Genomic DNA, 13582 nt, shown 5'->3' on the forward strand with positions numbered 1-13582 from the left:
GAAGGTTCGATGAGCCAACAACTGAATTCCGTGCGGGCTCTCCTGCGCGCCTGCCGACCGGAGTTGGTGACGGTCGGCATCATCACTTTCTTCATCAATATGTTGATGCTGACGCTGCCGCTCTACACGCTGCAGATGTTCTCGCGCGTGTTTGCCAGCGGCAGCATGTCCACCCTGGTCCTGCTCACCGTCATCGCCGTGTTCGCGATGATCGTGATGGGCATCCTCTATTTCGTCCGCTCTCGCGTCACCAACGAGATGAGCAACAAGATCGACGCGATGCTGGGCGAGAACCTGCTTCGCCTGTCGATCAAGAACGGCCTGCTGAACAACACCTCGCGCGATGCCCAGGGGCTGCGCGATCTGGCTCAGGTGCGCAACTTCCTGGCCGGCGGCGAACTGCCCAACCTGTTCGATACGCCCTGGGTCCCGATGTACCTCTTCATCATCTGGATCTTCGACCCGCTGCTGGGCTACGTCGCCATCGCCGGCGCCATCATCATGATCAGCTTCGCGATCGCCAACGAGGTGCTCTCCCGCCGTCCCTTGCGCATCTACAACACCGCCAGCGTGCTCGCCACGCAGGAGGCGGAATCGATGGTGAAGAACGCCGAAGCCATCGAATCCATGGGCATGATGAACGGCGTCGTGCGCCAGTGGCGCAAGATGCAGAGCGTCGTGCTCTCCTCCAACAGCCGTTCGAACAAGGTCAGCAGCTTCATCGGCACGACGTCGCGCACGGTCCGCCTGATGGTGCAGATCGCCGTGACCGCCGTCGGCGCCTACCAGGTCGTCAATCACTCCATCAGCCCCGGCGCGTTCGTTGTCGCCAACATCCTGATGGCCCGCGCGCTGGCCCCGGTCGACGCCGCCATCGGCACCTGGCGCAGCGTCGTCGCCTTCATGTCGGCCGCCCGCCGGCTGGACGCGATGATGCAGGACCTGCCGCGCATGCAGACCTCGTCGATGTCGCTGCCCGCACCCAAGGGGCGGATCGCGGTCGATCGCGTGGTGTTCCGCCATCGCGTCGGCGGCGGCCTGGCCCCGGCCATCCTGAAGGGCGTCAGCTTCGCCATCGAGCCGGGCGAGGCCCTTGGCATCGTTGGGCCCAGCGGATCGGGCAAGTCCACCCTGGTCAAATGCATCGTCGGCGTCTGGCGGCCGTTCAGCGGTACCGTCCGGCTCGACGGGGCCGACGTCGCCCAGTGGGATTCCGAGGATCTCGGCCAGTATGTCGGCTACCTGCCGCAGGACGTGGACCTCTTCAACGCCTCGATCCGCGACAACATCTCGCGCTTCCAGGAGGCCGATCCCAAGGACATCGTCGAGGCGGCCCAACTGGCCGGCGTCCATGACCTGATCCTGCGCATGCCCAACGGCTACGAGACCAAGATCGGCACCAGCAACTACATCCTGTCGGGCGGCCAGCGGCAGCGCATCGGCCTGGCCCGGGCGCTGTTCGGCAGCCCCAAGATGCTGGTGCTGGACGAGCCCAACGCCAATCTCGACACCGAGGGCGAGGCGGCGCTGCGCCAGGCCTTGACCCACTGCAAGCAAAAGGGAGTGACGGTCATCGTCATCGCGCACCGCCCCAGCATCCTGTCCAACGTCGACAAGATGCTCTTCATGCGCGACGGTCAGGTCGAGCTGTTCGGCCCGCCCGCCGAGGTCATGGCCCGCCTGTCGCCGCCCGGCGGCGGCGCGGCGCGGCCCCGCGTGGTGTCCGCCCAGGGTGCCGGCGTCCCGGCCGAGCGGCGCGCCAACCCCGCCGCCGGCGGCGAGGTGGTGACGCCATGAGCGACGTCACCTCGATCAACCACCTGCCCGCCAACAAGAAGGGCGACACGACCCTCGCCGAAGCGATGATGGTCGACGGCGCGGTGGCGCCGGAGGAAGAGGCCAATCTCTACAACATCGATGCGATCCGCCGCTCGATCCGGCGCTGGACCATCGTCGGCATCGTCACCATCGTCACCTTCTTCGGCGGCTTCGTCGGCTGGGCCGCCGTGGCCGACCTCGACAGCGCGTCGGTCGCCCCGGGCACCGTCGGCGTCTTCCTCAACCGCCAGGCCGTCCAGCATCTCGAGGGCGGCATCGTCCGCGAGATCAAGGCGCGCGACGGCGACCAGGTGAAGGCGGGCGATGTCGTCATCGAGCTCGACGACACCCAGGCGCGCGCCAACCTGCAGATCAACCAGAAGCGCTATACCGGCCTGATCGCGACCGAGGCCCGGCTGCTGGCCGAGCGCGACCTGCGCGAGCGGATCGACTATCCCCAGGCGCTGGTGAAGGCGGCCGAGACCGACTCCGAGACCAAGGACATCCTGCTGTCGCAGACCAACGTCTTCGAGGCCCGGCGGGCGTCGATGAAGGGGCAGGAGGGCATCCTGCGCCAGCGCATGGTGCAGTCGCGCGAGCAGATCGGCGGCTTCGAGGCCCAGCAGCGGGCGCGGGCCGACCAGATCCGCCTGATCAACGAGGAAGTGGCGACCGTCCAGCGCCTGCTGGAAACCGGCAACGCCCTGAAGCCGCGCCTGCTGGCGCTGCAGCGGGCCAAGGCCGAACTGGAAGGGCAGCGCGGCGACCTCGTCGCCAACATCGCCCGCGTGAAGCAGGTGATCGGCGAATCCGAGCTGCAGATCCTCAACATCAACACCGAGATGCAGCGCACGGTCACGCAGGAGCTGCGCGACACCCAGACCCAGATGCTGGACACGGCCGAACGCATCCGCGTCGCCCAGGACGTGCTGCGGCGGACCGCCGTGATTGCCCCCGTCGACGGCGAGGTCGTGAACCTGAAGTACTTCGCGGTCGGTGCCGTCGTGCGCCCGGGCGATACCATCATGGAGGTGGTGCCCAGCAACGACGTGCGCATCATCGACGTGAAGGTGAACCCCAACGACATCGACACGGTGCGCGTGGGGGCGACTGCCCGGGTGCGTCTCACCGCCTTCAACCAGCGCGTGACGCCGCAGATCGACGGCAAGGTCATCCAGGTCTCGGCCGACGCCATCGTCGATCCGCAGAGCGGCATCCCGACCTACCATGCCCGCATCGCCGTCCCGATGGAGGCCCTGCGCGCGGCCGACCTCGACCCGAGCCAGCTCCTGCCCGGCATGCCGGCGACGGCGATGATCTGGACCGGTCAGCGGACCGCGCTCGAATACTTCCTCCAGCCCTTCATGACGGCCTTCCGCACCGCCTTCCGCGAGGACTGACGACCGGACAGGAAAAAGCCCCGCTGCCCGTTCGGGCGGCGGGGCTTTTGCGCGTCTGGAAGGCCCGTCAGAGCGGCAGCGGCGGCTTCTCCCCCGGGGGGATGCGGCCAGCGGCCAGGTCCTTCAGGAGCGCTATCTGGCGCGCCATGCAGTGCTTGAGCTGGTAGGAATCGAGCACCGTCTGGCGGGCGTTGCGGCGGATGCGGGCCATGCCGTCGGGATGGTCCAGCACCTCCTCGACCCGGTCGGCGATGTCGGCATCGTCGAAGAAATCCGCCAGCAGGCCGTTCTCGCGGTCGACCAGCACCTCCTGCACCGGCGGGGTGCGCGAGCCGACGATCACGCAGCCGGTCGACATCGCCTCCAGGAACGACCAGGACAGCACGAACGGGTAGGTCAGGTAGACGTGGCAGCTCGAGACCTGCAACACCTTGAGGAAGGTGGGGTAGGGGACCTGACCCAGGAAGTGCACGCGGTCCGGGTCGATCTTGACCTGCTTCAGCAGTTCCTCGCGGTAGGTCTTCTTGTCGGGCAGCGGCGAGCCGTAGCTGACGCCGTCGCCGCCGACGACGACGAACTGTGCGTTCGGCCGGCTTTTGCACAGCCGCTCCAGCACCTTCATGTAGACCGGGAAGCCGCGATAGGGCTCCAGGTTGCGCGAGACGTAGGTGACGATCTCCTCGCCCTTGCGCAGCACCTTGCCGTTGGGGAGCTTCAGCTCCGCCCCGTCGATGGGCGCGCAGACATCGGCGTTGATGCCGTCATGGATGACCGAGATCTTCGAGCGCAGCTCGGGCGGGTTCTGCTGCCACTGCCAGCGCGTGGGCGAGATCGCCCAGTCGCAGGAGATCAGGCTCAGCAGGTTGTTGGCGTTCTTGGCGCGGATGCGGCAGACGCGGTCCAGGTCCATCTTCTGGCCGGGCTCGAAATGGACGTCCGAGCCGAAGGCGTTGTAGTAGAATTCGGTGTAGTTCAGCAGCTTGCTGTCGGGGAACACGTCCTTGATGAACATGCCCTCGCCCCAGCCGGGATGGCAGAAGATGACGTCCGGCGTGAACCCCTTGGCCTTCACCGCGACGGCGGCGCGCGCCACGGCCTGGCCGTACAGCACCTGCTCCTCGAACGGCTTCACGTAGGGATGGATCTTGTCGCTGACGGCGCGCGCCAGCTTGTATTCCGCCTTGGTGACGCCGGCCAGGTTGGGTTTCCCCTCCCGGGTGATGTACCAGACCTCGTTCTGCTGCTCGGCGGCCAGGCGCGGTGCGAGATACTTGAACTGGGCCGGACAATTCTGATGGATGAACAGGATGCGCATCGGCGATCACGATCGGCATGAGGAGGGGCACGACCCGGCGAGACTCGCTGGATCGCCGGCCGCGGCATGCGGCCGGATGGTCGTGTCAGGCGGAAACGGGAGCAACCTGGTATGGCCGTGAAGATCCGTTTTACGCCATTTCCCCCGGCACCACGGCGCCGACGGGTTCTATTCACGATTGCGCATTACTACGCGGCGTCCCGGGACGGCAAGTACGGTTCGACGCGGGCATCGGCGCGCGATGCCCGGCGCGACGCCCTGGCGCGGACGATCTCGTGCCTGCATGACGCGGTGGTGCAGCCGCAATGCCTGGTGCACGGGCCGATCCACGGCTTCCTGCCGGCCAACGATGCCGACGCGACCGAGATCGAGGTCGTCGTCTGCACCACGGGCGACGACCACCTGGTGGACGAACTCGACCTTCCGCCCGGCACCTTCCGCCACCACCGCACCCAGGCCGAGCCCAAGCTGCTGGGTTATGAATGCCATGCCGTCCTGCGCGACGCGGCCGCCGGCTATGACCGCGTCTGCTACCTTGAGGACGACATCGCCATCGAGGACAGCAGCTTCTTCGCCAAGCTCGACTGGTTCCACGGCTGGGCCGGGGCCGACAGCGTGCTGCAGCCCAACCGCTTCGAGACGAGCGAGCGCGGCCCGGTGCGCCGGCTCTATATCGACGGCGAGCCGGCGATGCCGGCCAAGCTCGGCTACGTGCCGGACCGCTCCGACCGCCCCTGGATCTCGGCCGACGGGCTGGGCCAGCCGCTATGGTTCGGCCGGGTCGCCAATGCCCATTCCGGCTGCTTCTTCCTGACCCGCGAGCAGATGGCGCACTGGGCAGCCCAGCCCGATTTCCTGTCGCGCGAGTCGGTCTTCGTCGGGCCACTGGAAAGTGCCGCCACGCTTGGCCTGCTGCGGCATTTCCGGGTCTACAAGCCGGCCCGCGGCAATGCCGCCTTCCTGGAGGTGCGGCACCTGCACCGGCGCTATCTCGACACCATGCTGGAGTTCGTGTGACGGCATGGATCCATCGGGCGATGCGCCGGTCGACCTGAAGCTGGCGGCGCGCGTGGCCTTCCGCGAGGGCCGGTTCACCGATGCGCTGGCGCTGTTCGAGCGCCTGGCCGCGGCAGCGCCGGACCTGTGGTCGGCCCCCTACAATACCGGGTTGCTGCTGTCGCATCTGGGCCGGCCGGCCGAGGCGGAGGTCGCCCTGCGCCGGGCAATCGCGCTGGCGCCCGAGCGGGGTGAACTGCGCAACGATCTGGCGCTGGCCCTCCTGGCCCAGGGCCGCGAGGACGAGGGGTGGGAGGCTTATCTGTGGCGCCGCCAGGCCCCGCGCGCGCCGGAGGACCGGCCGCGCGAACCCTTGCCGGCCGATCTCGCCGGGGCCGGGATCCTGCTGCTGAACGAGCAGGGGCTGGGCGACAGCCTGTTCTTCCTGCGCTACGCGGCTGAGTTGTCGCGGCGCGGTGCCCGCCTCTTCCACGAGCCCTTCGCCAAGCTGGCCGGCATCCTGTCGGGCGTGCCGTGGCTGGAGCCGGTGCCGCGGCCGGCGCCGGACTGGCGGGTGCCGCTGGGCGACCTGCCCTATCTGACGGGCCTGTGCCATCCCCCGGCCTTGCGGCTGTCCCCCGCGCCCGCCCGCCAGGCGGCCGTCGCGCTGCGATTGGCCCGGGCCGGGCCGCCGCCCTATCTGGGCGTCACCTGGCATGCCGGCGTCCGGGCGCCGGGCAACCTGATCAAGGACGCGTCGCCGGCCGCCCTGGGCGCGGCCCTGGCCGGTTGGCCGGGGACGCTGGTGCTCCTGCAACGGGTGCAGGAGCCGGGCACGGTGGCGGCTTTCGCCGCAGCCGCGGGGCGTGCGCCGGCCGACTTCTCGGACCTGCACGAGGCGCTGGACGACATGCTGTGCCTGCTCGACCGGCTCGACGCCCATGCCGCCGTCAGCAACACCAACGTCCATCTGCGCGCCGGGCTGGGGCGACCACAGCATGTCCTGGTGCCGTGGCCGGCGGAGTTCCGCTGGCCGGCCGCGCCGGACCGATCACCGTGGTTCCCGGACTGCCGGCTCTATCGCCAGCGGCCCGACGGCGACTGGGGGCCTGCCCTGGCCGACCTGGCGGCCGACCTGGGCAGCCGGAGCGCCCTCAGCCCGAGCGGCGCATGAACCAGGGGCGGCGCTGCAGGGCGCGGACGCGCTCGATCTCCTCGCGTGTGCGCCCCATCTCGCTGGTGGTGGTGTTGAGCGCGGTCCAGATGCCCTTCAGCCAGGCATTCATCGATTCCTGCAGGCTTTCCGAATAGGCGGCCAGCCGCTCGGTCTCGCGCGACAGGCGGCCCAGCTCGGGCACCGACTCGTCGAGCCGCCGCTCCAGCGCCTGCATCCGGCTCTCGACGGCCGCCAGCCCGCCGGCCACGCCGTTCAGCCGTTCCTCGACCGTGTCGAAGCGCTGGTCGACGGCATCGAGCCGGATGCGCATGGTGTCGAGGTCGCGGCTGGTCGTGTCGAAGTATTTCGGCGTCGTCGCCGGATTGTCGACATGGTCCTGGCCGACCCAGCTCGCCAGCGGCCGGCGCGTCTCGACCGGCGGCAGGAAGCGATCCTCGAAGATGCCCGGAAGCGGCACCGCGCGCAGCGGTCGCGCCTCGCCCTTGCGCGCGATGAAGGTCTCGCGGTCGCCATAGCTGAGGATGGCGGGGTAGAGGCATTCGGTGACCGTCGCAAAGCCCGACCGGGCCAGCGCGTTCACCAGCGACGGCTTGCTGAGCCAGAACGAATAGGCGTTGTCGAGCGAGGCCCATTCCCGCTTTTCCCGCACCGTCAGGTCGGCGCCGTCCTCATGCTCGCGCCGGCTGACGCCGAAATACTCCTGGCCCCGGTACTCGAACCGCTCGGTCACGGTCTGGGCATAGTGGGTTTCGACGATCGCCAAGTCGTCGCACATGCCGGCCATGTTCTCGAACACCCGGAACACGTCGCCGGCATCGAGATGGTAGACGAGGCCGCAATTGAGGATGACGTCGAAGCGGCCGTAAAGGGCCTCGGTCGCCTCGCGGGCGTCGCCCTGCTCGAAGCGCACGCGCGACAGTCCCAGCGCCTCGGCGGCGAAGCGGGCGCGGGCCAGCGGTGCTGCCCGTCCCTCGACCCCCACCACCTCGGCGCCGTGAAGGCCGAACTCAATGGCATAGAGCCCCTCGCTGCAACCGAGGTCGAGGATGCGAAGCCGGTCGAGCGGCTTGCGGGCGATGCTGCCGACCACGTCCAGCAGGTGCTTGGCCGTGTTCTCGGCACCCACCACGCGGGCGTCGATGGTGTAGACGCCATGGCCCAGATGGATGTTGTGGCCGACCCAGGCGCCATGCTCGGCGGCGACGGCATCGCGGCGGCGGATCAGTTCGTCTCGGGACAGGCTCGGCTGGGGTGTCATGCGCGCTGGTCTCCCGGTCGGGGCTGGGCGCCGACGGCATAGTCGGTGATGGCGACGTTGGCGGCGATGGAGATGCGCTCGCCGGCCGCGAAGAAGGGATGGACCGAATGTTCCAGCCAGGCCGGAAACAGCACCATCAGCCCGGCCTCGGCGGGCAGCGTCATGGCCGCGCCGAAGGAAAAGCCGGGGGCGGCGGCAAAGGGGGCGGCCGGCCGCGGGTCGCGCAGTTCCAGCCGGCCGGACAGCGGCCGCGCCGGGTCGGGCGCCGGCGCGGTGACGTAGTAGACCACCGCCCAGTGGTTGCCCGGGTGGGTGTGGACCTCGTTGTAGTGGCCGGCCCGGCTGACATTGGCCCAGGCCTGTGCGGTGAAGGACAGGCGGAACTCCTCCACCCCCGCGCGCCGCGCCGGCAGGCGCTGGGCCGCGCGCACGGCGCGCTCCAGCCAGCCGCGATAGGCTGCCACCTCCGGCCCGCCCCAGTTCAGCAGGTCGGGCCGCGATTGCCAGCCGCCGGCATTGCTGCGGGCGACGCCGGGCTCGCGCCCGGCCCGCTCCAGGATCTGGCGGGCCAGCCCGGCATTGACGTCCGCCGCACCTTCCGGCCGCAGCATGATGACCGGCGTGCCGAAGAAAAGAGCGGCTTCCTGGTCGAGGGCGATATCGATCGTCATCCGGTCGGGCAGTTCCGCTTGTGGGGCGAAGGGGCGTCGGGTTGGGCCGGCCTTGTAGCAGTGCCGCCGGCCGGCCTCAACGCGGCCGCTCGGGCCGGCCGATCGCAAACAGGGCCACGGCGGCGGCGTTCGACACGTTGAGGCTGCCCACCGGCCCGCCGGTGGGCAGGCGGACGAGGCGATCGCAACGCTCGCGGGTCAGGCGGCGCAGGCCCTCGCCCTCGGCCCCGAGCGCAATCGCCACGCGCTCGGCCGGCCGGCCGGCGACCAGTTCGTCGGGGCCCTCCTCGGCCAGGCCCAGGCAGACGAAGCCCGCCTCCTGCAACTCGACGATCGTGCGCGCGAGATTGACCACGCGCACCAGCGGCACCACCTCCACTGCCCCGGACGCGGCCTTGGCCAGGGTGCCGGTGATGGGCGGGGCGTGGCGGTCGGGCAGGATGACGGCGGCCGCCCCGAAGGCGGCGGCCGAGCGCAGGATGGCACCGATATTGTGCGGGTCGGTCACCTGGTCGAGCAGGACCAGGGTGGCCGGCTGGCCGGCACCCAGGCTGTCCAGCAGGTCGCCCAGGTCGGGTGGCGCCAGCGGCTCGACCGCCAGGGCCACGCCCTGATGGACGCTGCCGGCCGGCAGCAGCCGGTCGAGTGCTGCCCGCTCGACCGTCTCGACCGGGGGGCGGCGGTGATCGGGCATCGCCGCCAACACCGGCGCCAGGGCGCCACCCGAATCGGCGCCGACCAGCAGTCGCCGGCAGGTCCGGGCCGGGTTGGCCAGGGCGGCGGCCACGGCGTGATGGCCCCAGAGCCAGGCGCCGGCGGCAAACTCTCCGGCTGGCCGGCCCGGCGGGGCCCCGTGGGCGCGTCCGGGCGGCGCGGCCCGTCGGCCGCGCGAGTCGGGCCGGGGGCGTTGAAGGGCGGCGGGGCTTCATCGGGCGGGCCATGCGACCGGGCCGATGCGAAGGTCCGTATTAGACATTGACAATGGAGCTGAAAATCCCTTAGTTCCGCCTTCCGTCGCGGCGGGGGAGAAATCCCCCGACGGCGGAGGGGTGGCCGAGCGGTCAATGGCAGCAGACTGTAAATCTGCCGACTTAGCGTCTACGTAGGTTCGAATCCTACCCCCTCCACCACGCGACGGCAAAGGCGCATCGCGATCGACGAAGGCGCGGGTGTAGCTCAATGGTAGAGCTCCAGCCTTCCAAGCTGGCTACGTGGGTTCGATTCCCATCACCCGCTCCAGCGAGTCGACGCCGCGCCCGTTTGAGCATGCGATGACTGCCTTAGCCCTCCGCTAGGCCTACGAAGGAACCAGGCACCGATGTCCAAGGCGAAATTTCAGCGGAACAAGCCGCATTGCAACATTGGGACGATTGGGCACGTTGATCACGGCAAGACGTCGCTGACGGCTGCGATCACGAAGATCCTGGCGGAGACGGGCGGGGCGACGTTCACGGCGTACGACCAGATCGACAAGGCACCGGAAGAGCGCGCGCGCGGCATCACGATCTCGACGGCGCATGTTGAGTACGAGACGGAGAACCGTCACTACGCGCATGTCGACTGCCCTGGCCACGCGGATTATGTGAAGAACATGATCACGGGCGCGGCGCAGATGGACGGCGGCATCCTGGTGGTGTCGGCGGCCGACGGCCCGATGCCGCAGACGCGCGAGCACATCCTGCTGGCGCGCCAGGTCGGCGTGCCGTCGCTGGTGGTGTTCATGAACAAGGTCGACATGGTCGACGATCCGGAGCTGCTGGACCTGGTGGAGCTCGAGGTTCGCGAGCTGCTGTCGTCCTACAACTTCCCGGGCGACGACATCCCGGTGGTGCGCGGCTCGGCGCTGATGGCGCTGGAAGACAAGCAGCCGGAGATCGGCCGCAACGCGATCCTGGAGCTGATGAAGGCGGTCGACGCCTACATCCCGCAGCCGGAGCGCCCGAAGGACCGTCCGTTCCTGATGCCGATCGAGGACGTGTTCTCGATCTCGGGCCGCGGCACGGTGGTGACGGGCCGCGTCGAGCGCGGCATCGTGAAGGTGGGCGAGGAAATCGAGATCGTCGGGCTGAAGCCGACGGTGAAGACGGTGGTGACGGGCGTCGAGATGTTCCGCAAGCTGCTGGACAGCGGCGAGGCGGGCGACAACATCGGCGCGCTGCTGCGCGGCATCAAGCGCGAGGACGTGGAGCGCGGCCAGGTTCTGGCCGCACCCGGTTCGATCACGCCGCACACGAAGTTCGAGGCCGAGGCCTACATCCTGACGAAGGAAGAGGGCGGCCGTCACACGCCGTTCTTCACCAACTATCGCCCGCAGTTCTACTTCCGCACGACGGACGTGACGGGCATGGTGCATCTTCCGGAAGGCACGGAGATGGTGATGCCGGGCGACAACGTCTCGATGCAGGTCGAGCTGATCGCCCCGATCGCCATGGACGAAGGCCTGCGCTTCGCCATCCGCGAAGGCGGCCGTACCGTCGGCGCCGGCGTCGTCGCCAAGATCATCGCCTGAGGCCCGGTCGGGCACAGGCATCGACATCGGGCGGCGCTCCCGGGTGGGGCGTCGGCCGGTTGCGCGGGATAGGAGTGTAGCTCAACTGGTAGAGCACCGGTCTCCAAAACCGGGGGTTGGGGGTTCGAGCCCCTCCACTCCTGCCATCCCGATGCGGCGGCGCACGCATTCTCGTTGAGGCGTAGAAACGATGTCGAAGACCAGTCCGATCGAATTCGTGCGGCAGGTGCGCCAGGAAGTGGCGAAGGTCACCTGGCCGACGCGCAAGGAAACCGGCATCACCACCCTCATGGTATTCGTGATGGTGTTCCTCGCCGCCATCTTCTTCACCAGCGTCGACTGGGTCATCGCCCACGGGGTGAAGTTCTTCCTGGGACTGGGGGCCTGAGCGATGGCGATGCGCTGGTACGTCATCCACGTCTATTCGGGCTTCGAGAAGAAGGTCGCCTCCTCGATCCGCGAGCAGGCCGAGCAGAAGAACATGGTCGACCGGTTCGAGGACATCCTGGTCCCGACCGAGGAAGTGGTCGAGGTTCGCCGCGGCGCCAAGGTGAATGCCGAGCGCAAGTTCTTCCCCGGCTATGTGCTGGTGAAGATGGAGATGACCGACGAGTCCTGGCATCTCGTCAAGAACACCCCGAAGGTGACCGGGTTCCTCGGCGGCCGCGGCCGGCCGGTACCGATCACCGACGGCGAGGCCGAGCGCATCCGGCGCCAGGTCCAGGAGGGCATCGAGCGGCCCAAGCCGTCGATCACCTTCGAGATCGGCGAGCAGGTGCGGGTCTCCGACGGTCCGTTCGCGTCCTTCAACGGCCTGGTCGAGGAGATCGACGAGGAGAAGGCGCGGCTCAAGGTTGCGGTGTCGATCTTCGGTCGATCGACGCCGGTCGACCTGGAATACTCCCAGGTCGAGAAAGTCTGACCGGACGCCGGTCCGGCCGGGGGCAACCCCGGGCGGACCGAGACGTCGCACGAGGTGCGGAAGGCTCGCCATGGCCGGACCGCGCATCCCAGGGGTGGGACGGCGATCGTCGACACCCCATATGAAAGGGACACCAGATGGCAAAGAAGATCGTCGGCTACATCAAGCTGCAGGTGCCGGCCGGCAAGGCCAACCCGTCGCCGCCCATCGGGCCGGCGCTGGGTCAGCGCGGCCTGAACATCATGGAGTTCTGCAAGACCTTCAACGCGCAGACCCAGAACCTCGAGCCGGGCATGCCGATCCCGGTGGTCATCACCGCCTATGGTGACCGCACCTTTACCTTCATCACCAAGACCCCGCCGAACACCTACTTCCTGAAGAAGGCGGCCGAGATCAAGAAGGGGTCGCAGACCCCGGGTCGCGGCGCCAATGTCGGGCGGGTGACGATGGACCAGCTGCGCGAGATCGCGGCCGTGAAGATGAAGGATCTCAACGCCAACGACATCGACGCCGCCTGCCGCATGCTGGCCGGGTCGGCGCGGTCGATGGGCCTAGAGGTGGTGGAGTAGCCGTCATGAGCCAGGGCAAGCGACTGAAGAACGCCTACAAGGGCCTCGACCGCGAGCACTTCTATGCGCTCGACTCCGCGGTGAAGATGATCAAGGAACGTGCGACCTCGAAGTTCGACGAGACGATCGAGATCGCGATGAACCTGAACGTCGATCCGCGCAAGGCCGACCAGATCGTCCGCGGTGTCGTCCAGTTGCCGCACGGCACGGGCAAGACCGTGCGCGTGGCGGTGTTCGCCAAGGGCGACAAGGCCGAGGAGGCCCGGGCTGCCGGTGCCGACATCGTCGGCGCGGAAGACCTGATGGAGCAGATCCAGGCGGGTCAGCTCAATTTCGACCGCTGCATCGCCACGCCCGACATGATGGGCCTGGTGGGGCGCCTGGGCAAGATCCTGGGCCCGCGCGGCCTGATGCCGAACCCGCGCCTGGGCACCGTCACGCCCAACGTGAGCGAGGCGGTGAAGGCGGCCAAGGGCGGCCAGGTGGAGTTCCGGGCCGAGAAGGCGGGCATCGTCCATGCCGGCGTCGGCAAGGCCAGCTTCAGCGAGACGGCGCTGCTGGACAATGTCCGGGCCTTCGTCGACGCCATCACCAAGGCCAAGCCGACGGGCGCCAAGGGCACCTACATCAAGAAGGTATCGATCGCCTCCACCATGGGCCCCGGCCTGAAGGTGGAAGCGGCCAGCATCGCCGGCTGAGGCCGGCGGCGCGAACCGAACACCGCCTGGCGGCCGATAGGCCGCCGGGTGGAGCAGGGCAGGTGGCGTGAAACCCACCGGCCCGGCCTGTCCAAGACCGCAGGTGCCGCCGGGTTCCCCCGGGGGCCGAAAGGGGCGAAAGCCCCGCCGGCGATAGACGGGACGAAGCGAACGAGGTCGATTTTCCGGAGAATTCCGGCGTCGGCATCGGTTGTGGACTTCTGGGGCAGGATGGCCGGACCCGGCGAC

13 protein-coding genes and 3 tRNA genes are annotated in these 13582 nt (G+C 68.8%); 12 read left to right on the plus strand and 4 right to left on the minus strand.

Annotated elements, in window-relative coordinates; all coding sequences use genetic code 11:
* Positions 1-9: 9 nt before the first annotated feature.
* Both STVA_RS04095 and STVA_RS04100 read left to right on the plus strand, forming a co-directional pair.
* Positions 10-1797, plus strand: a complete 1788-nt coding sequence (locus tag STVA_RS04095) for a type I secretion system permease/ATPase (protein ID WP_123687751.1) — start codon at positions 10-12, stop codon at positions 1795-1797.
* A complete protein-coding gene (locus STVA_RS04100; protein ID WP_123687750.1) occupies positions 1794-3218 on the plus strand; it encodes an HlyD family type I secretion periplasmic adaptor subunit in 1425 nt (474 codons plus the stop codon). Before STVA_RS04095 ends, STVA_RS04100 begins: the two co-directional genes overlap by 4 nt.
* 67 nt (positions 3219-3285) lie before the next feature.
* Here STVA_RS04100 and STVA_RS04105 read toward each other — a convergent pair whose 3' ends face one another.
* On the minus strand, positions 3286-4533 hold the full coding sequence (locus tag STVA_RS04105) for a glycosyltransferase family 4 protein (RefSeq protein ID WP_123687749.1): 1248 nt from the start codon (positions 4531-4533) through the stop codon (positions 3286-3288).
* 111 nt (positions 4534-4644) lie between these two features.
* On the opposite strand from STVA_RS04105, the gene STVA_RS04110 reads away from it, so the two are divergent.
* Both STVA_RS04110 and STVA_RS04115 read left to right on the plus strand, forming a co-directional pair.
* On the plus strand, positions 4645-5550 hold the full coding sequence (locus tag STVA_RS04110) for a calcium-binding protein (protein WP_142235646.1): 906 nt from the start codon (positions 4645-4647) through the stop codon (positions 5548-5550).
* A gap of 4 nt (positions 5551-5554) precedes the next feature.
* A complete protein-coding gene (locus tag STVA_RS04115) occupies positions 5555-6703 on the plus strand; it encodes a tetratricopeptide repeat protein (protein ID WP_170216261.1) in 1149 nt (382 codons plus the stop codon).
* Here the strand turns inward: STVA_RS04115 and STVA_RS04120 are convergent.
* From STVA_RS04120 to rlmB, 3 genes are all read right to left on the minus strand, one after another.
* Positions 6684-7964, minus strand: a complete 1281-nt coding sequence (locus tag STVA_RS04120; RefSeq protein WP_123687746.1) for a class I SAM-dependent methyltransferase — start codon at positions 7962-7964, stop codon at positions 6684-6686. The genes STVA_RS04115 and STVA_RS04120 overlap by 20 nt on opposite strands.
* A complete protein-coding gene (locus STVA_RS04125) occupies positions 7961-8635 on the minus strand; it encodes a TIGR02466 family protein (protein ID WP_123687745.1) in 675 nt (224 codons plus the stop codon). The genes STVA_RS04120 and STVA_RS04125 overlap by 4 nt, the downstream gene beginning before the upstream one ends.
* A 76-nt stretch (positions 8636-8711) precedes the next feature.
* The gene (gene rlmB, locus STVA_RS04130; RefSeq protein ID WP_142235647.1) at positions 8712-9422 is read right to left on the minus strand and encodes a 23S rRNA (guanosine(2251)-2'-O)-methyltransferase RlmB; all 711 of its coding nucleotides are present in this window, start codon (positions 9420-9422) and stop codon (positions 8712-8714) included.
* Positions 9423-9678: 256 nt separating this feature from the next.
* On the opposite strand from rlmB, the gene STVA_RS04135 reads away from it, so the two are divergent.
* The 8 genes from STVA_RS04135 (at position 9679) to rplA (ending at position 13333) form a co-directional block, all read left to right on the plus strand.
* Positions 9679-9765: transfer RNA gene (locus STVA_RS04135), tRNA-Tyr, on the plus strand.
* A gap of 35 nt (positions 9766-9800) precedes the next feature.
* Positions 9801-9874, plus strand: a tRNA-Gly gene (locus STVA_RS04140).
* A gap of 79 nt (positions 9875-9953) precedes the next feature.
* Positions 9954-11144, plus strand: a complete 1191-nt coding sequence (tuf, locus tag STVA_RS04145; protein WP_142235648.1) for an elongation factor Tu — start codon at positions 9954-9956, stop codon at positions 11142-11144.
* Between the two features lie 70 nt (positions 11145-11214).
* A tRNA-Trp gene (locus STVA_RS04150) sits at positions 11215-11290 on the plus strand.
* 44 nt (positions 11291-11334) lie between these two features.
* On the plus strand, positions 11335-11532 hold the full coding sequence (gene secE, locus STVA_RS04155; RefSeq protein ID WP_123687743.1) for a preprotein translocase subunit SecE: 198 nt from the start codon (positions 11335-11337) through the stop codon (positions 11530-11532).
* Positions 11533-11535: 3 nt separating this feature from the next.
* Positions 11536-12066 (plus strand): transcription termination/antitermination protein NusG, encoded by a 531-nt coding sequence (gene nusG / locus STVA_RS04160; RefSeq protein ID WP_123687742.1) that lies wholly within the window; start codon positions 11536-11538, stop codon positions 12064-12066.
* 137 nt (positions 12067-12203) lie between these two features.
* Entirely contained in the window at positions 12204-12635 is a 432-nt protein-coding gene (gene rplK, locus STVA_RS04165) for a 50S ribosomal protein L11 (RefSeq protein ID WP_123687741.1), read from the plus strand.
* A 5-nt stretch (positions 12636-12640) separates the two neighbouring features.
* Positions 12641-13333 (plus strand): 50S ribosomal protein L1, encoded by a 693-nt coding sequence (gene rplA / locus STVA_RS04170; RefSeq protein ID WP_123687740.1) that lies wholly within the window; start codon positions 12641-12643, stop codon positions 13331-13333.
* Positions 13334-13582: the final 249 nt, after the last annotated feature.

The organism is Stella humosa (genome assembly GCF_006738645.1).
GTDB classification, from domain to species: domain Bacteria; phylum Pseudomonadota; class Alphaproteobacteria; order ATCC43930; family Allostellaceae; genus Allostella; species Allostella humosa.

Bases quoted from the DNA above. Each gene is read 5' to 3' on its own strand.
- STVA_RS04095 (WP_123687751.1), top strand. From the start codon at position 10: ATGAGCCAACAACTGAATTCCGTGCGGGCTCTCCTGCGCGCCTGCCGA.
- STVA_RS04100 (WP_123687750.1), top strand. From the start codon at position 1,794: ATGAGCGACGTCACCTCGATCAACCACCTGCCCGCCAACAAGAAGGGC.
- STVA_RS04105 (WP_123687749.1), bottom strand. From the start codon at position 4,533: ATGCGCATCCTGTTCATCCATCAGAATTGTCCGGCCCAGTTCAAGTAT.
- STVA_RS04110 (WP_142235646.1), top strand. From the start codon at position 4,645: ATGGCCGTGAAGATCCGTTTTACGCCATTTCCCCCGGCACCACGGCGC.
- STVA_RS04115 (WP_170216261.1), top strand. From the start codon at position 5,555: ATGGATCCATCGGGCGATGCGCCGGTCGACCTGAAGCTGGCGGCGCGC.
- STVA_RS04120 (WP_123687746.1), bottom strand. From the start codon at position 7,964: ATGACACCCCAGCCGAGCCTGTCCCGAGACGAACTGATCCGCCGCCGC.
- STVA_RS04125 (WP_123687745.1), bottom strand. From the start codon at position 8,635: ATGACGATCGATATCGCCCTCGACCAGGAAGCCGCTCTTTTCTTCGGC.
- tuf (WP_142235648.1), top strand. From the start codon at position 9,954: ATGTCCAAGGCGAAATTTCAGCGGAACAAGCCGCATTGCAACATTGGG.
- secE (WP_123687743.1), top strand. From the start codon at position 11,335: ATGTCGAAGACCAGTCCGATCGAATTCGTGCGGCAGGTGCGCCAGGAA.
- nusG (WP_123687742.1), top strand. From the start codon at position 11,536: ATGGCGATGCGCTGGTACGTCATCCACGTCTATTCGGGCTTCGAGAAG.
- rplK (WP_123687741.1), top strand. From the start codon at position 12,204: ATGGCAAAGAAGATCGTCGGCTACATCAAGCTGCAGGTGCCGGCCGGC.
- rplA (WP_123687740.1), top strand. From the start codon at position 12,641: ATGAGCCAGGGCAAGCGACTGAAGAACGCCTACAAGGGCCTCGACCGC.